The following is a 19,455-nucleotide window of genomic DNA, read 5'->3' as shown; positions in this document are numbered from 1 at the left end:
AGGAGATTATGGATAACAAAGAAAATATTACTAACAGTGAAAATGTAGAAGAAAAGGAAATTAATAGTAAGAAAGAAGATAATAAGTTTAAAAAATTTATTTCAGAACACAAGAAACAGAGTATTGCAATTGGAATTGGTACTGTTGCTCTTATTGCAGTTGCAGTATGTTTAGCAGTTTTTGGATTAGGTGATAAGAGTAAGGATTCAACTACAACTGCAAAAGTAACTGATATAACAGCACAGCCTACTACAGTAGAACAAACAACAGTAGAACCTACAACAGAAGTTAATCATGATAATGATACAATTTCAAAATTAACTGGTGATTGGATTCCTAAAAAATTAGGAAATAAAAGACCTATAGCAGTTATGATTAATAACATTGGTGATGCAATTCCACAGTCTGGAATTAGTAAGGCTTCAATTATTCATGAATGTCCTGTTGAAGGTGGAATGACAAGACTTATGGCTTTATTTGAAGATACAAAGGACATTAAGAGAATAGGTTCAATTAGAAGTTGTAGAATTTATTACTGCTATATTTCAAATGAATATGATGCTATTTATACTCACTTTGGTCAGAGTAAGTATGCAAAAGATTATTTAAATACTGATGCGATTGATAATATCAGTGGTTTATCTGCTGTTGGTAATACAACATTTTATAGAGCAAGTGATAAATATAGCCCACATGATGTTTATACAGATCATGACAAGTTAGAGGCAGCAATTAAGACTCTTGGTTATGAACGTAAATATGATAAGGATTATAAGGGTAAATATAAATTTGCTGAAGTTGATGGCGATAAAGTAGAAATAAAAGGACAGAGTGCATATAAGGTAAGTCTTGGATATCCTATTAATGCACCTTGGTTTGAATATGATGAAAATACTGGCCTTTATAAGAGATTCCAGTATGGTGGAAAGCATATTGATGAAAATAATAATGAACAGTTAGCTTTTAATAATATTATTTGTCAGTATGTTGATTATGGTATTTATCCAGATGGAAAGAGTATCGATATGACAGTAACTGGTAGCGGTGAAGGCTATTATATCACTAATGGTGTATGCCAAAAGATTACTTGGAAAAAAGAACAGATGAGTGATGTTACTAAGTATTACAATCCAAAGGGTAGAGAAATTAAGCTTAATGTTGGTAAGACATATGTTGCTTATTTAGGCAAAAACATGAATGTTACAGTTCAGGATAAAGAAGCATTCGAAAAAGCTAATCAAAAGAAATCAGAGAAAGAGAACACTGCAGAAACAACGAAATAGTAAAAACATAAGGATAAGATAATTATGTCTAGTAAACAAAAAACCAGAAATTCGTTTATTATAAATGGAACAATTCTTGCTGCTGCAGGAATAATGGTTAGACTTATTGGTCTAATATATAGAATTCCACTTAATAATATACTTGGTAGTGGTGGAAATGGTTTATATAGTAATGCATATAGTATTTATAATATTTTGTTATTGATTTCATCAGTAAGTTTACCTTTGGCTATTTCAAAAATAGTTTCAGCTAAGGTTACTGCTAGAAAGTATGAGGATTGTGTAAAGGTTCTTAAGGTTTCTTTTGCATTTGCTCTTATAGTTGGTGGATCTATAGCAATAATTACATTTATATTTGCTGATTTTATTGCTGACATTGCAGGATATCCATCTTGTGCACCAGCATTAAGAGTTTTAGCACCTACTGTTTTAGTAGTTTGTATTGCTGGTGTAATTAGAGGTTATTTCCAAGGCCTTAATACTATGATTCCTACTGCTGTTTCTCAGATTTTTGAGCAAATAATTAATGCAATTATTTCAATTATTGCTGCTAAGAAACTTAGCGAAATAGGTATTCACATTGCTAGTAAGTACGGCAAAGGAAATATGAAAGATGCTTATGGTGCTGCTGGCGGTACTTTAGGTACATGTCTTGGTGCAGTAACAGCATTGATTATTTTATTAATCTATTATTATGTAAATAAAAGAGATATAACATTTGAAGATAGAATTATTCAAGATGACTTTTATGATGATGACTATAGAGAAATATTAAAATTATTTTTCGTTACAGTTATTCCAGTATTATTAAGTACTACATTATATCAGTTAAGTAATGTACTAGATGGAATGATTTTTGGAAATATTTTAAGATCAAAGGGACTTACAGAAGATGATTATAAAGCCGTTTGGGGTGTCTATTCTGGAAATTATGTACTTATAACTAATATTCCGGTTGCGATAGCTGCAGCACTTTCAACGTCGCTTGTTCCAAGTCTTATATCATCATATACAAAGGGTGATAGAAGAGAGGTAGCAGATAAAATTTCAATACTTCTCAAGTTTACATTAATTATTGCATTACCTAGTGGTGTTGGGCTTATGGTTTTAGGAAAACCTATAATCGCAATGTTATTTAGAACTACAATTTTAAGAATTGCATATAAATTGATGTTATTCTCTTTTTTAACAGTTGTATTTTATTCATTATCAACTATTACAAATGGTATATTGCAAGGTGTTGATAAGTTGAATGTTCCTCTTAAACATTCGGCAATATCATTTGCTATTCATATTGTTTTATTACCTATTTCTTTAAATTTTGTAAAGAAGAGTAATTTTGAAATGGCAATATATATAGTTGTTATTTTTGATTTATTATATTCAATTGTTTTATGCATATTAAATGCAATAGCAATAAGGAGATATACCATTTATAGATTTGAATGGTTAAGTTCATTTATTAGACCATTTATGTGTTCATTGGTTATGGGATTACTTTCTTATGGTTCATATAAAGGATTAAAGAGTATTATTCCGTTCCGATACGCATGTATTATTGCTATGTTTGTTGCAGTAGTTACATATGCAATTACCTTGGTTTTATTTAAGGCAATTACAAAAGAAGAATTACTTAATATGCCAAAAGGTAATAAGATTTATAGAATATTTAAGAAAGTACATTTAATGAATTAATATATGAAAGTATGTGTTTTAGGTGCTGGAGCAAGTGGTCTTATGGCTGCAATTACAGCTCGTAGAAATAATGAAGATGTTACAATAATAAATAATGCTAATAAACCTGGTAAGAAGATTTTAATGACAGGAAATGGTAAGTGTAATATTACTAATCTTTTAATGAATGAGACTTTTTATGATGATGATTGTAAGGCATATGTTAAAGATGTTTTGGAATTATTCTCTGAGAAAGATACATTAAAGTTTTTTGAAGGGATTGGTGTGCATACATATGATAAGGATGGTTATGTTTATCCACTATCTAACCAGGCATCAACAGTTCTAAATCACATGCTTTTAGAAGCCGAAAGACTTGGTGTTAATGTAGTTAATGAGTGTATTGTTAAAGACATAAAAGGAAACACTATAATCTGTGAAGACAGAGAAATAAATTTTGATAAATTAATAATTGCAACAGGTGGGGTAACTGCTAAAAAGTCAGGTTCTGATGGTAGTAGTTATGATTTAATTAAAAAGCTTGGACATACAGTTAGTAATCCTGTTCCGGTTTTAACTGGAGTTGTTTGTTCAAATAAAAGACATAAGGATATTTCGGGTGTTAGAAGTAAGGTTGTTGCAAATCTTTTGTATGATGGAAAGCTAATTGATTCAGAAAGTGGTGAATGTCAGTTTACTGATAAAGGGCTTTCTGGAATATGTATTTTCAATCTTTCAATTAAGATTAAAAAACTAATTGAAAAAGCAGAATATAAAAACATAGTTATTGATTTAGAGTTATGTCCAGAGATTAATAAAGAGAATTTAGAATATCTTCTTAGAACTTCAAAAAATTTAGGCATGCCAGTGGCAGATGTTATAAATGGTTATATTAATTATAAACTAGCAACATATATTTGTAAGAATGCAAATGTTAATCCATATAAAGATAGTTCTGAGTTAACTGATAAAGATATAAAAATATTATCTGATAAGATTAAGCATTTTACATTTAAGGTTAGTGAGTTGATTAACTCAGATAATGCACAGGCTACATCAGGTGGTGTTTCACTTTTAGAAGTAGATTCTAAAACAATGAAATCAAAGATAAATGATAATGTTTATTTTGCTGGTGAAGTTTTAGATGTTGTTGGAAAGTGTGGCGGTTATAATTTACAGTTTGCTTTTTCTAGTGGCTTTATTGCAGGCTGTTTAAAATGATTTATAGAAATAGGATATTATAAATGAGTAGTATAACTATTAGTAATATTAAAATTGATTATAAGGTAGATAGTATCGAAATGCTACTATTAAAAGTTTGTAAGAAGTGTAAAATTAAGAAATCTGACATAGATAGTTTTAAGATATTAAAAAAATCAATTGATGCAAGACATAAACCAGATGTTTTCTATGTGTATCAGATCTTTATTAATACTAAAAACAAAGTAAAAAAAATTAAACATAAAGATATTATTTATGATAAAAAACTTAAGATATATAAACTTCCTAAAGTAGGAAGCGAAAGCCTTAGTAAAAGACCTGTAATTGTTGGATTTGGACCGTGCGGTTTGTTCTGCGCGTACATTTTAGCTAAGTGCGGGTATAAACCTCTTATTATTGAAAGGGGGGAAGATATTGATAATAGAAGCAAGACAGTAGAAAGTTTCTGGAATGGGGATAAGCTTAATCCTGAATCAAATGTACAATTTGGTGAAGGCGGAGCTGGAACATTCTCTGATGGAAAACTTAATACTGGTGTTTCTGATAAATTTGGAAGATTGCAGTACATACTTGAAACATTTCATGAGTATGGTGCTGATGAAAATATAACATATGATTCTAAACCTCATATTGGTACAGATGTTTTAAAAGAATGTATTAAAAATATGAGAGAAGAAATCAAAAGTCTTGGTGGTGAAATTAGATTTAATACAAGACTTGATGATATAAAGATTGAGGATGGAAAAGTTATCGGTATTGTTACTCATAACAAGGATAATGATAAAGAGTTTATTGATACCAATCTCTTAGTACTTGCTTTGGGACATAGTGCTAGAGATACTTTTTACATGCTTAATGATTATTTAAAGATGGAGCGTAAAACTTATGCAGTCGGTCTTCGAATCATACACCCGCAAAGTGTAATTAACATGGGACAGTATGGTACGGATGATGAAAGACTTGAAAGTGCTCCGTACAAATTAACATATAAATCAGAAGATGATATACCGGTCTTTTCATTCTGTATGTGTCCGGGAGGATACGTTGTAAATGCTTCCTCCGAGGATAATAGGCTTGCAATTAACGGTATGAGTTATAAAGATAGAAACAGTGGCTGTGCTAATAGTGCATTAGTTTCACATATAGAAACAGATGTTGCTAAAGGTAGTGATGTTCTAGCTAATATCGAATATCAAAGGGGTCTTGAAGAAAAAACATATAATTTATGTGATGGAAAAATACCGGCGCAAAAGTATATTGATTTTAAGAATGATGTAAAGACGGAGTCATTTGCTGATATAGGATATGAACTAAAAGTGAAAGGTGAATATGAACCAGCTAATATAAGGTCTATTTTACCTGATTACATAAATAAAAACATTATTGAAGCAGTTGAATATTTTGGAAATAAATTATCAGGTTTCAATATGGATAATGCAGTTTTACTTGCGATTGAAAGCAGAACTTCATCACCGATTAGAATTCTTAGAAATGAGAATTTTGAAAGTGAAGTTAAGGGTATTTACCCCGCAGGTGAAGGCTGTGGATACGCCGGCGGCATAATGTCTGCTGCGGCAGATGGAATAAAAATAGCTGAAGCTATAGTTAATAAATTTACAAATGAGGATTTGAGATATGATGGTTAACAGAGAAGCATTAAAAGAAAAAAAGAGAATTGTAGTTAAGATTGGTTCATCTTCTTTAACATATAAAGAAACAGGTAATCTTAATTACGAAAAACTTGAAAAACTTGTAAGAGTTTTAACAGACCTTAACAATCAGGGTAAAGAAGTGATACTTGTTTCATCAGGAGCTATTGCTGTTGGAAAAAGAGCACTTTTAGGACATAAGGATGATTCACTTGCATATAAGCAGGCTTGCGCATCTATTGGTCAGTCAAGACTTATGATGATGTATCAGAAGTTATTTTCTGAATATAATCACATTACAAGTCAGGTTTTGATGACAAAGTTTACTGTTGAAAATGATATTAGTTTAAAGAATGCAACAAATACATTTAATAAATTATTAGAACTTGGAGTAATTCCAATTGTTAATGAAAATGATACAGTTTCAACTTATGAAATTGAATTTGGTGATAATGATTCACTTGCAGCATTAGTAGCTAATATTGTTAATGCGGATCTTGTAATCATGTTAACAGATAAAGATGGATTCTATACAGATGATCCTAATAGCAATCCAGATGCAAAGTTTATCCCATATGTTGAAGAATTAAATGAAGACATATATGCACTTGCAAAGGATAGTAGTTCTTCAAATGTTGGAACAGGTGGAATGGCTGCTAAAATTAATGCTGCTAAGATTGCAACAGAGGGTGGAATACCACTTGTAATAACTAACGGTAATAATATTGAAAATATTAAAGCAATAATAGATGGTGAAGAAGTAGGAACATATTTCTTAGAAAATAAAGTAGAAAACTTTAACATTAAAAACTATATTGATTAATATGGGAGGGCGTTATGAATATTAGATTTATGGTTAAGACATCACAGTTTAATGGTTTTCATTTAAAGGATGATATTGTCCTTGAAAAAGAATATTATGAGAGCGATTTTGAAAATGTAGATAACGCTAAATATTATATATATAGATTAGAGACAAATGAAAGAGATGAAATTATGCCTCTAAGTAATAAGATTGAATTGTTTACAGTTGTAAACTGCGTTTATAGATCCGATTCTGTGTATTTTATTGAATATGAAAAAGTTGATGAAAAATTTTCAAATTTTTATTTAGTAAAATACAATTTCATGACTAATAATTCAAAAAGAATATATGGATTTAAAGATTCCATTAAAAACTATGTTAATGGAAGAAAGCAGATTAAGATATTTGCTCTTAATGAGGATAATATTCTTGTTCAGATTGGTCTCCCTAAGAGAACATTATCAGGTGAGTTTATTGGATTACATGAATATAAATTATATTTATATAATTACAAAGAGCGAACACAGATTGAAGTTGTTGATGAAAATCTTATAAGTAATGGTATTGATACTATGATTTCTTATGATGAAAACATGTGTGTGTTAAAAACAGGTTTTACATTATTTGCTAATCCTAGTTTCCAAAAGTTAGATAGATCAGAAGTATCAATTGAAGGTGTAAGTATTGTTAATGTATCACAGCTTATTTCTGAGATTATGCTTAAGAAAACAAATATTGTTCTTAACACTATTGATCAGACATATTTTACAAAGACAATACCTTATGCATTAGTAAATGCAGGATATCTTATTTATTCAAAAATAAATAATGAAACAAGTGATGAGACTGTAACATTTTATAATTTAAGAACTAAGAAGGCTAGAACATGTATTAATAGAAATGTTAGAGGATATAACGATTTAACTCAGCCATCAGTTATCGGTGGTGTTCCATACATAAAGATTGCTAGAAAGAATGCTACACAGTTCTTAAATCTTAATAAAAATAAAATAGATATTGAATTTGAAAGTAGTAAGAAGATTGAAGCAATCACAGAGGATATTATTATTGTTTCTGAACCTAAAAAATCACTTATTGGTAATAAGAACATTATGAATATATTCAGATATCCAGCTATGAGTGTTCTTCATACTGAAAAAGCAAATTATAAGGATTGCATTTATGCAGATGATGGTACATTATATATTTTCGTATCATAATAGTTAGTAGCGAATTGATACTAATTTAACATAAGTTTATACTAATTTATTTATATAAAAATTCATATATGAAAAGAGTAAAAAATGGATAGTAAAAAAATTCAAAGAATTAATGAGTTGGCTAAAATCAAAAAGATGAGAGAACTCACAGCTGATGAAAAAGCTGAACAGCAAATGCTTTATAAGGAGTATAGAGCAGCAATTAAACAGAGTCTTTTAAATGATTTAAGTAATGTTTCAGTTCAGAATGCTGATGGAACAATTGAAGAAGTAATTAAAAAGGATAAATAGATGATTGATAATTTAAGTGTTGCACCAGTGCATGAACCAGAAAGACAGTACTACTTCATGGATTTATGTAAAAGTATTGTTTTAAATAAAGAAAATGAATACGGCAGAAAGTTAACATGTCATATTAATACTTTTGGTTGTCAGATGAATGCTAAGGATTCTGAAAAACTTTTAGGTATTCTTGAAGAAATCGGATTCGTTGAAAGCGAAGATGAGAAAGCAGATTTTGTATTATACAATACATGTACTGTTAGAGAGAATGCTAATTTAAAAGTTTATGGAAGACTTGGTTATTTAAAGAAACTAAAAGAAAAAAATCCAAATATGATTATAGCATTATGTGGTTGCATGATGCAGGAGAGCGATGTTGTTGAAAAAATTAGAAAGAGTTTTTCATTCGTTGATATCATCTTTGGTACACATAATATATTCCAGCTTGCTGAACTTTTGTATGATAGATTTACAAATAAAAGTAAGAAGCCTACTGTTAATGTGTGGGAGGGTACAACAGAAATAGTTGAAGATCTTCCACAGATTAGAAAGTATCCTTTTAAGGCTGGTGTAAATATTATGTTTGGCTGCGATAATTTCTGTACGTATTGTATTGTACCTTATGTTAGAGGTAGAGAAAGAAGTAGAAGTTCAAGAGATATTATCAGAGAAATTGAGAAACTTGTTAGCGAGGGCGTCGTTGAGGTAATGCTTCTTGGACAGAATGTTAATTCATATGGAAATAAGGAAGAGGATGAGGTATCATTTGCTGAACTATTAAAGATGGTTGATGATATTGAAGGGCTTGAACGTATTAGATTTATGACTTCACATCCTAAGGATTTATCGGATGAACTTATTGAAGTTATGGCTAATGCTAAGAAGGTTTGTCATCAGTTCCATTTACCACTTCAGTCTGGTAGTGATAGATTACTTAAACTTATGAATAGACATTATACAAAGGAAAAATATTTATCTTTAGTAGATAAATTACGTGAAGCAATGCCTGATATCTCAATTACAACAGATATTATTGTTGGTTTCCCTGGTGAAACTGAGGAAGACTTCATGGAGACAATGGATGTTGTTGAAAAAGTAAATTACGATAGTGCATTTACTTTTATATATTCGAAGAGAACTGGCACGCCTGCCGCTAAAATGGAAAATCAGATTCCAGAAGATGTTATTAAGGATCGATTTGATAGACTCCTTGATAAAATCCAGAAGGGCTCTGATATGAAGACAAAGCAACTTGTAGGACAGACTAAAAAAGTTTTAGTTGAAGGTGTTAATGAACATGACGATAGTCTTGTAACAGGTAGACTTGATAATAATAGTGTTGTTCATCTTAAAGGTGATGAATCACTTATTGGAAAAATCGTTGATGTTCATTTAGATGAAGCAAAAGGATTCTATTATTATGGAACTATTAGAACAGGTAACGAGTGCGAATGTTGATATAGACAGCGTAACTCCAATGATGCAAAAGTACATAGAGACAAAAAGAGCACATAGTGATTGTATTATTTTTTATAGACTTGGTGATTTCTATGAGATGTTTTTTGAAGACGCACTTATTGCATCAAAAGAACTTGAAATTACATTAACAGGTAAATCCTGTGGCTTGGAAAAACGAGTTCCTATGTGTGGTGTACCACATCATTCAGTTGATTCTTATTTAAATAGGTTAGTAGCATATGGCCATAAAGTAGCTATTGTTGAACAAATGGAAGATGCAGCTGATACAAAAACTTTAGTACAAAGAGAAGTTACAAGAATTGTTACACCAGGAACAAATTTAAATATAACAAGCCTTGATGATAGTAAGAATAATTACTTAATGTGTATTTTATGCACGGATGGTGCTTATGGTATTAGTGTTGTTGATGTTGGTACTGGCGATTACTATGTAACAGAGGTGAATGATAAAAGACTTCTTATTGACGAGATTTATAAATTTACTCCATCAGAAATTGTAAGTAACGAAGTCTTTTTAATGTCTGGAATTAATATTGATGATTTAAAGAATAGACTTGGTGCATATGTATATACACTAGAGGACTGGTATTTTGATGATGATAAAGCTATTTCTGTATTAAAAGATCATTTTAAAGTTATGGATATTTCAGGTCTTGGATTATCCGATTACCCACTTGGAAGTATTGCAGGTGGTGCATTACTTAATTATCTTTTGGAAACACAGAAAAATTCACTTGATCATTTAACAAAGATAACACCATATAGAACTGGTAAGTTTATGATTTTAGATACTTCAACTAGAAGAAATCTTGAACTTACAGAAACATTAAGAGAAAAGCAGAAAGCTGGATCACTTCTTTGGGTTTTAGATAAAACAAAAACCGCAATGGGTGCGAGAATGCTTAGATCATTTATTGAACAGCCACTTATTCTTAAGGACGAGATAAATGATAGATTTGATGTTATCGAAAGTTTAAATAATGAACTTATAACAAGGGATGAAATCAGAGAGTATTTAAATCCTGTTTATGACCTTGAAAGACTTATTACAAGGATTGCATATAGAACAGCAAATCCACGAGATTTAATTGCATTTAAGAGCTCGATTGAAATGCTTTCACCAATAAAAACTATTCTTTCAGATTTTGATACAAGAGAGATTAAACATATCTGTGAGGAACTTGATACATTAAGAGATATCTATGAATTGATTGAGGAAAGCATTGTTGAAGAACCACCTATTTCTGCAAGAGATGGTGGCGTTATAAAGGATAGTTTTAGTGAGGAGATTGAAAAACTAAGAAAAGCTAAAACTGATGGTAAAGGCTGGCTTTCAGAACTTGAAATGCGTGAAAGAGAAAAAACAGGCATTAAGAATATGAAGGTTAAGTACAATAAGGTATTTGGTTATTATTTTGAAGTAACTAAATCGAATATCGATATGGTACCTGATTATTACATTAGAAAGCAGACATTAACTAATGCTGAAAGATTTACAACTGATGAATTAAAGCAACTTGAAGATACAATACTTGGTGCTGAAGATAAACTCTATGCTTTGGAATATAATATATTCTCTGATATTAGAGAGAAAATCGCAAGCCAGATTGTAAGAGTTCAAAAGACTGCAAAGGCTATTGCAAAGATTGATGCATATGCTTCACTTGCATATGTTGCTGAAAGAAATAACTTTGTAAGACCTAACATTAATACAGAGGGCGTTATTGATATCAAGGATGGTAGACATCCGGTTGTTGAAAAGATGATGCCTAATAATTCATTTGTTAATAATGATACATATCTTGATAGAGATTTACACAGAATTTCAATTATTACTGGTCCTAACATGGCTGGTAAGTCAACATATATGAGACAGGTTGCACTTATTACTCTTATGGCTCAGATTGGTAGTTTCGTTCCTGCTAAAAGCGCAAACATTTCAATCTGCGATAAAATCTTTACAAGAGTTGGTGCAAGTGATGATTTATCAAGCGGTCAGAGTACATTTATGGTTGAAATGACTGAGGTTTCAAACATTCTTAGAAATGCAACTAAAGATAGTTTGATAATCTTGGATGAGATTGGTCGTGGTACAAGTACATTTGATGGACTTAGTATTGCATGGTCAGTTGTTGAGTATATTAATGATGTAAATATCATTGGTGCAAAGACACTGTTCGCTACACATTATCATGAACTTACTGAACTTGAAGGTAAACTTGATAGTGTTAATAACTATTGTATTAGCGTTAAGGAACAGGGTGATGACATCGTATTCCTTCGTAAGATTATTAAAGGTGGCGCTGATAAGAGTTATGGTATTCAGGTAGCTAAGTTAGCTGGAGTTCCTGACGGAGTTATTCAGAGAGCAAAGGAAATACTTGCTCAGCTTACTAATGCTGATATTGTTAATACAGCTAAAAAGATTGAAGCTATTGATAGTTTTGAAAAAATAGAAAATGATATTAAGCATGAAACAGCTTCTTCTGATTCAAATTTAGAGGAAGTAAAAGAGAAATTATTATCACTTGATATTAATAGTATTACGCCATTTGAAGCGATTGGTTTACTATATGATTTACAGGATAAATTAAAGGATAAATAATATGGGAAAAATTAATGTATTAGATCAAAATACAATTAACAGAATCGCTGCTGGCGAAGTAATCGACAGACCAAGTTCTATCGTAAAAGAATTATTAGAAAATGCAATCGATGCTAAGGCAACTAATATTAGTGTTGAAATTAAAAATGGCGGACTTGACATGATTCGAATTTCAGATAATGGAATTGGTTTTGATAAGGACGATATTAAGGTTGCATTTTTAAGACATACAACCAGTAAGATTAAAACAGCTGAGGATCTTGTATCAGTAGGTTCACTTGGTTTTAGAGGTGAAGCTTTATCAAGTATTGCAGCTGTTTGTCAGGTTGAGTTATTAACAAAACAGGCAGATGAAATCTATGGCTATAGATATGCAATTGAAGGTGGAGAAGAGAAGAAGTTTGAAGAAGTTGGACTTCCTGATGGAACAACATTTGTTGTTAGGAATATTTTCTTTAACACACCTGCAAGACGTAAGTTTTTAAAGAGTGGTTCTACTGAAGGTGGATATATTACTGATATTGTTCAAAAGATTGCTCTTTCAAATCCAGATATTTCATTTGTTTTAAAGGTTAATGGAAATACAAAAATTCATACACCTGGTAATGGTAACTTAAGAGATGTTATTTATAGCATTTACGGAAGAGACATTACGAAAAATCTTGTTGAGATTGATGAAAGTAATGACTTTCTTAAGATTCATGGCTTTATCGGTAAGCCTGTCGTTACAAGAGGTAATAGAGGGTATGAAAATTATTATATAAATAAAAGATACATAAAGAGTAGTATTATTTCAAAAGCCATTGAAGAAGGTTATAAAACATTTATTATGCAGCATATGTATCCATTCACTAATTTATTTATCGAAATAGATAGCAATTTGATTGATGTAAATGTTCATCCTTCAAAGATGGAACTTAGATTTAAACGTGGCAATGAAATCTTTGATTTTATTGTTGATATAGTTAGAAAGGCATTAAGACAGAACGACTTAATCAGAGATGGTGAACTTTTAACTGAAGCTGAAAAGAAGGAAGCAATCAGAAAAGAAAGTCAGATTGCTGCTAGAGAAGAAGATAAGGTTGCTCCTAAAGCTGATGGCTTGAGTGAAAGTGCTGGAACAGTAAAGAGTGTTGATTCGATTAAATCTGAAAATCCTAATGTATTAAGGAATGATATTATTAAACCTCAAAGTGTTAATAATGTTGCTGAGGATAAGACAGAGTATAAATCTAAAGTAAATGATTTTGGAGTTAGTAATAAATCAAATGTTACAGATACAAATATAGCAAATAACATAGATAATACAAAATTAGATAATAATTCTAAAATTGAAAATAATAAAACTATCAGTTTAGATAATGTTGTAAACTCTCCATCACCTAAAAAGGATGAAGAAGTTACTAAGTATCAAAATGAAACTAAGTCTGACTATGGTATTAAGAAATCATCTTCTTATGATGAACTCTTTAATAAGGCTTCAGAACCTTTTGAAGCTAATCGTAAAAAGGAAGACGAAGATTTATCAAATAAATTAAGAGAAGAGTTTAAGGAAAATGTTATTAAAGATGCTGTTCAGGAATCTTTAATTTCACCTAATGTAAGAGCAGATGATAAACCTGATTTTAGAATTGTTGGACAGGTTTTTGATACATACTGGATTATTGAATATAAGAATTCTATGTACATCATTGACCAGCATGCAGCGCATGAAAAGGTTAATTATGAGAAATACTTAAAACAGTTTAAGGAGAATGGTGTTGATAAACAGTACTTAAATCCTCCAGTTGTTATTTCTCTTAATGGTCAGGCTGAAGCTGTTGTAAATGAGTACAAGGATAATCTTGATAAATTTGGATATGAGATAGAAAACTTTGGAGATAAGGAATATATCATTAGATCAGTTCCTTATAATCTATTAAATCTTGATTATGCAGATGTATTACAGGAATTTATTGGAAAGTTAGATAGTAATATGGGTTCATTAACTAATGATACTATTAACGATAGAATTGCAACAATGTCCTGTAAGGCTGCAATTAAAGGTAATATGGCAATTTCAGAAAGAGAAGCGAATGAACTTGTTAGTACATTATTAACTCTTGATGATCCATTTAACTGTCCGCATGGAAGACCTACTATGATTGAGATTTCAAAGAAAGACATGGAAAGAAAGTTTAAGAGAATAGTTTAATTCTATTTGTTTAGAAAGGTGAATCTTTAAATTGGATATTAAGGATAAATCAATTGTAATTTTGACTGGTCCAACTGCTGTTGGGAAAACAGAACTTTCAATTAATCTTGCAAAGAAAATTGATGGCGAAATTATAAGCTGTGATTCAATTGCAGTTTATAAGGGAATGGATATAGGTTCTGCTAAAATTGAAAAAAAAGAGATGCAGGGTGTTCCTCATTTTCTTATTGATGAACTAGACCCTGATGAAGATTTCAGTGTGTTTACTTTTAAGCAATATGCTACTAAGTATATTGATGAGATTATAAGTAGAGGGCATATTCCAATCCTTACAGGTGGAACTGGTTTTTATATTCAGTCAGTTTTATATGATATTGATTTTAGTGAAAGTAATGATGATGGATTAATTCGAAAAGAATTAGAGAATCTTTATAAAAAAAAAGGTGAAGATTATTTATATGATTTATTAAAAGAAGTTGATCCTGAATATGCTGAAATTGTTCATAAGAATAACGTAAAAAGAGTTATTCGTGCAATTGAATTTTTCAGACAAACTAATACTAAGTTAAGCGAACATAATAGTAATGAAATGCAAAAAACTTCACCATATAATTTTGCTTATTTTGTTCTAAATGATGATAGAAAAAATCTATATGATAGAATAAACAAGCGTGTAGATATTATGGTTGAGCAAGGATTATTTGCTGAGGTTAAATCATTAAAGGAAAAAGGGTATGGAAGAGATCTAGTTTCAATGCAGGGGATTGGATATAAAGAGGTTTATATGTATCTTGATGGTGAAATAAGTAAGGAAGAGGCTATTGAACTAATCAAGAAAAACACCAGACATTTTGCAAAGAGACAGCTTACATGGTTTAGAAGAGAAAAAGAAGTAATCATGATTAATAAAAATGAATTTGATTATGATGAAGATAAAATCCTTGAAGTAATGATAAAGGAGATTGAACATAATAATGTTAAATAATGATATAAACAATATGTACCTTTCGATGGGAATTGAAAAGAAGGTATATGATTTTGGCGAAAAGATTCTCGAATCACTTGAAGAGAGGTTTAAAAAGATTGATAAAGTTGCTGAGTATAATCAGTTAAAAGTTATAAATGCTTTTCAAAAGAATAAGGTCGCAGATGTTCATTTCAATGGTAGTAGTGGATATGGTTACAATGACATTGGAAGAGATACACTTGAAAAGGTTTATGCCGATGTATTTAATACAGAGGCTGCACTTGTAAGACCTCAAATCACTTGTGGGACTCATGCACTTGCAATTGCACTTGCAGCTAATGTCCGCCCAGGTGATGAAATTTTATATGTATCAGGCAAACCTTACGATACTTTAGAAGAAGTTATTGGTATCAGAGATTCAATTAATTCATTAAAGGAATGGAATGTTTCATATAATCAGGTTGATTTAAAGGAAGATGGTTCTTTTGACTTTGATGGAATCAAGGAAGCCATTAATGAAAATACAAAACTTATTGGTATTCAGCGTTCAAAAGGTTATCAGACCAGAAAGACTCTTAGTGTTGAATCTATTGGTGAAGTTATTTCATTCATCAAGTCAATCAACAAGGATTTAATTATTATGATTGATAACTGTTATGGCGAATTCGTTCAGGTGAATGAACCATCTGATTTCGGTGCTGACATGGTGGTAGGTTCATTGATTAAAAATCCAGGTGGCGGACTTGCTCCAATTGGTGGTTACATTGCCGGTACTAAGGCTTGCATCGAGCGTTGCGCATACAGATTAACATCTCCTGGACTTGGTGCTGAAGTTGGTGCAACGATTGGTACTAATTTAAGTTTTTACCAGGGATTATTCTTAGCACCTACAGTTGTTGCAAGCGCACTTAAGAGCGCTATATTTGCAGCAAATATCTATGAAGAACTTGGATTTAAGGTTGTTCCAAACAAGTCAGAAGAAAGATATGATATTATCCAAGCTGTTGAATTTGGAAGAGCAGATGCATTAATTAAATTCTGCGAAGGTATTCAGGCTGCTGCACCAGTTGATAGTTTTGCAACACCTGAACCTTGGGATATGCCAGGTTATGATAGTCAGGTTATTATGGCTGCTGGTACATTTATTTCAGGTGCTTCAATTGAACTTAGCGCTGATGGTCCGATTAAGGAACCATATGCAGTATATTTCCAGGGTGGACTTACATGGCAACATGGTAAGTTTGGTATTTTAAAGAGTTTACAGAGCCTCGTAGATGCAAAAATAGTAAATATTTAGATAGTATTTGCTAGGAAAATAAAAGTTTAAGATTTTCTTAAATTTGAGTATATTGTTTAAACATACCTGCATTTATGATAAAATATTAAATCGGGCATATCATGATTATATATAATCCTACGTGCTAACCGGAAAGGATAATATATGAATGATATTAAATTTATAAAGGAACTACCAGCTAGCGATAGGCCATATGAAAAGTGTTTAATGTATGGTCCACAGAGTTTATCTGATGCAGAGCTTTTAGCTGTTATCTTAAGGAGTGGAATTAAGGGTAAGAATGCAATTAATCTTGCTCAAACCATATTGAATGTAAGCGGTTCCAAAGATGGACTTTTATCAATAATGAATTTATCTTATGAAGAATTATTAAAGATAGATGGTGTTGGTAAAGTTAAAGCAATACAGATTCTTTGTGTTGCGCAATTATCAAAAAGAATTTCAAAAACCAAGGCAAAAGAAAAACTATGTTTTTCTGAAGTTGAAACAATTGCTGATTATTACATGGAAGAGATGAGGCATAGTAATGTTGAAATCTTTAAGGCTGTATTTTTAGATGTTAAATGTAATCTGATTAAGGATTCAATTATATCCATTGGTACTAATAATCATACAATTGCTGTTCCTAAGGATGTATTTTCCATTGCATTAAAATGTAATGCACATTTTGTAATTATAATGCATAATCATCCAACAGGAGACCCGACACCGAGCGGTGATGATGTTGCTATAACGGAGAGATTTGCTAAGGCTGGAAGAATTTTAGGAATAGAATTACTTGATCATATTATATATGGTGATAATGTGTTTACAAGTTTTAAGAAAGATAAATTACTTTAATTTGAGGTGAAAAATGGCAATAGGATTTTATGGAGTTGACATAGGATCAAATAATATAAAAATATATAATAGCAATACTAAAGAAATTTCAAATTTCAAGAATATTGTTGCAATTAAAGATGGAGCTATGTTTGATTATGGAAATGGTGCTTACGAAATGTATGAAAAAACACCAACTAACATTAAATGTGTATTCCCTGTTACAGATGGAGTAATTACAGATATGACAAATATGATTTCTTCATTTGAACAGTACTTTATCATGGCGAATAAACCAAAGATGGTTAGTGGGGGAAAGTTTTTAGTTGCAGTTCCAACTGATATTACTGAAATTGAAAAACATGGATTTTCTGAAGTGGTTTCTGACTCTAATATTAAAGTTAAGGAATTATATGTTGTTGAGAGACCTATTGCTGAAGCTGTTGGACTTGGTATAGATATCAATAAACCAAATGGTAATATGATTATTAACATTGGTGGTTCAACTACTGAAATATCAATATTATCACAAGGTGGTCTTGTACTTAGTAAGATTATTAAGATGGGTGGTAATATTTTAGATGATGCTATCGCATCAGCTGTTAAGAAAAAATATAATCTTTTGATTGGAGTTAAAACAGCAGAAAGAATTAAAAACCAAATTGCAGATGTTTTAGTTAGTGACGAAGATGATGAATTGCTTGAAGTTGATGTATATGGTCGCAATATGATTACTGGTTTGCCATCAAGTCGACAGATTGGTGCTGATGTTGTTAATAAGGCAATTACTCATAATTTAAATGAAATAATTTATAATATTAAAACACTTTTAGATAGAACACCACCTGAATTGATAGTAGATATAAAAAAGAATGGAATTTATTTAACTGGTGGTACATCTTCAATTAGAAATTTAGATATTTTGATTTCTAATGAAACAGGTTTTAAGGTTAATACAGTTAATGAGCCAGGTGAATCTGTTATTAGAGGTGTAACGAAAATTATCTCAGACTCATCATATAAAAATTTAATGTATGAGCCTAAGATACCACAGTATTTATAATATTATTCTAGAATTAAAGGAATTAACATGAATAAGAAGAAAATTAATAAAATACCAACTACATATGTATTATTTATTCTTATATTTATTTGTATAGCTTCCTTGCTTTTATCAGCTATTAAACCAAAGATTTTTAATCCAATTAGAAATAATGTTTCAAAGATTGTTATTCCACTTCAGGAAGGTATCAATGATATAGGAAAGAATTTAACACATAGAAGAAAAGTATTTGCTAAAGTTAAAAAATTAGAGAAAACGAATAAGCAATTAAAACAGCAAATAGATGAATTGACCCAGGAGAATTCTTTATTATCACAGAATAAATATGAACTTGAAAGACTTAGAGAGTTATATGAACTTGATAATACTTATTCTGAGTATGAAAAAATTGCCTGCAGAGTAGTAGGTAAGGATTCAGGTAACTGGTTTAATTTATTTACAATAAATAAAGGTAAAAAGGATGGTATTGAAGCTGGCATGAATGTTATAAGTGGAAGCGGACTTGTAGGTATTGTTTCAGAAACTTATGATAATCATGCAACAGTTAGAGCAATAATTGATGATGAAAGTGCAGTAAGTGTTAAGTTTGCAAGTTCATCTGATTTAGGTATTGTTAGTGGAGACTTAGAAGAATATAGTTCTGGTCAGCTTAGATTAACTAATGTTAAAAAGGAAGTTGAAGTAAAAGAGGGTGACATGGTTTTAACAAGTCATGTTAGTACAAGTTTTCTTCCAGGAATTTTAATTGGATATGTAAGTGAAATATCACTAGATTCAAATGACCTTGCTCAGTCAGGTTATATTATTCCAGTTGTTGATTTTGAACATTTGGATGAGGTTTTAGTTATTAAGCAGACTAAAGAAAACTATGAAGATGATTATAACGAGGAATAATAA

15 protein-coding genes are annotated in these 19,455 nt (G+C 30.7%); all 15 read left to right on the top strand.

Annotated features, from left to right (window positions below; translation table 11 throughout):
• Window positions 1-8: 8 nt before the first annotated feature.
• Window positions 9-1,283: a DUF3048 domain-containing protein gene (locus B5D16_RS01255; RefSeq protein ID WP_078765134.1), complete on the top strand. Its 1,275-nt coding sequence runs from the start codon at window positions 9-11 to the stop codon at window positions 1,281-1,283.
• A gap of 24 nt (window positions 1,284-1,307) precedes the next feature.
• Window positions 1,308-2,978, top strand: coding sequence for a putative polysaccharide biosynthesis protein (locus tag B5D16_RS01250; protein WP_078765133.1), 1,671 nt, complete (start codon window positions 1,308-1,310; stop codon window positions 2,976-2,978).
• Window positions 2,979-2,981: 3 nt separating this feature from the next.
• The gene (locus B5D16_RS01245; RefSeq protein ID WP_078765132.1) at window positions 2,982-4,178 is read left to right on the top strand and encodes an aminoacetone oxidase family FAD-binding enzyme; all 1,197 of its coding nucleotides are present in this window, start codon (window positions 2,982-2,984) and stop codon (window positions 4,176-4,178) included.
• Between the two features lie 23 nt (window positions 4,179-4,201).
• Window positions 4,202-5,824 carry an NAD(P)/FAD-dependent oxidoreductase gene (locus B5D16_RS01240; protein WP_078765131.1) on the top strand — a complete coding sequence of 541 codons (1,623 nt, stop codon included), beginning with the start codon at window positions 4,202-4,204 and terminating at the stop codon, window positions 5,822-5,824.
• A complete protein-coding gene (gene proB / locus B5D16_RS01235) occupies window positions 5,814-6,650 on the top strand; it encodes a glutamate 5-kinase (protein ID WP_341465170.1) in 837 nt (278 codons plus the stop codon). Before B5D16_RS01240 ends, proB begins: the two co-directional genes overlap by 11 nt.
• A gap of 14 nt (window positions 6,651-6,664) precedes the next feature.
• On the top strand, window positions 6,665-7,852 hold the full coding sequence (locus tag B5D16_RS01230) for a hypothetical protein (RefSeq protein ID WP_078765130.1): 1,188 nt from the start codon (window positions 6,665-6,667) through the stop codon (window positions 7,850-7,852).
• Window positions 7,853-7,936: 84 nt separating this feature from the next.
• Window positions 7,937-8,143 (top strand): DUF896 domain-containing protein, encoded by a 207-nt coding sequence (locus B5D16_RS12320; protein ID WP_143405008.1) that lies wholly within the window; start codon window positions 7,937-7,939, stop codon window positions 8,141-8,143.
• Complete coding sequence (gene miaB, locus B5D16_RS01225; protein ID WP_143405007.1) at window positions 8,144-9,592, top strand: tRNA (N6-isopentenyl adenosine(37)-C2)-methylthiotransferase MiaB; 1,449 nt, start codon at window positions 8,144-8,146, stop codon at window positions 9,590-9,592.
• Window positions 9,555-12,218, top strand: coding sequence for a DNA mismatch repair protein MutS (gene mutS, locus B5D16_RS01220; RefSeq protein ID WP_242942960.1), 2,664 nt, complete (start codon window positions 9,555-9,557; stop codon window positions 12,216-12,218). Before miaB ends, mutS begins: the two co-directional genes overlap by 38 nt.
• Before the next feature lies 1 nt (window position 12,219).
• A complete protein-coding gene (mutL, locus tag B5D16_RS01215) occupies window positions 12,220-14,412 on the top strand; it encodes a DNA mismatch repair endonuclease MutL (protein WP_078765129.1) in 2,193 nt (730 codons plus the stop codon).
• A 31-nt stretch (window positions 14,413-14,443) separates the two neighbouring features.
• Entirely contained in the window at window positions 14,444-15,397 is a 954-nt protein-coding gene (gene miaA, locus B5D16_RS01210) for a tRNA (adenosine(37)-N6)-dimethylallyltransferase MiaA (protein WP_341465169.1), read from the top strand.
• The gene (locus B5D16_RS01205) at window positions 15,387-16,676 is read left to right on the top strand and encodes a methionine gamma-lyase family protein (RefSeq protein ID WP_078765128.1); all 1,290 of its coding nucleotides are present in this window, start codon (window positions 15,387-15,389) and stop codon (window positions 16,674-16,676) included. The genes miaA and B5D16_RS01205 overlap by 11 nt, the downstream gene beginning before the upstream one ends.
• Window positions 16,677-16,820: 144 nt before the next feature.
• Window positions 16,821-17,516: a RadC family protein gene (radC, locus tag B5D16_RS01200; RefSeq protein ID WP_078765127.1), complete on the top strand. Its 696-nt coding sequence runs from the start codon at window positions 16,821-16,823 to the stop codon at window positions 17,514-17,516.
• 13 nt (window positions 17,517-17,529) lie between these two features.
• Complete coding sequence (gene mreB / locus B5D16_RS01195; protein ID WP_078765126.1) at window positions 17,530-18,558, top strand: rod shape-determining protein; 1,029 nt, start codon at window positions 17,530-17,532, stop codon at window positions 18,556-18,558.
• Window positions 18,559-18,585: 27 nt separating this feature from the next.
• On the top strand, window positions 18,586-19,452 hold the full coding sequence (gene mreC, locus B5D16_RS01190; protein ID WP_078765125.1) for a rod shape-determining protein MreC: 867 nt from the start codon (window positions 18,586-18,588) through the stop codon (window positions 19,450-19,452).
• The last annotated feature ends 3 nt before the right edge of the window (window positions 19,453-19,455 follow it).

The sequence above is a fragment of the Eubacterium uniforme genome (assembly GCF_900167115.1).
Classification (GTDB): Bacteria; Bacillota; Clostridia; order Lachnospirales; family Lachnospiraceae; genus Eubacterium_S; species Eubacterium_S uniforme.
Note: the sequence above shows the minus strand (reverse complement) of the source record. Positions and strands in the feature narration are given on the sequence as shown.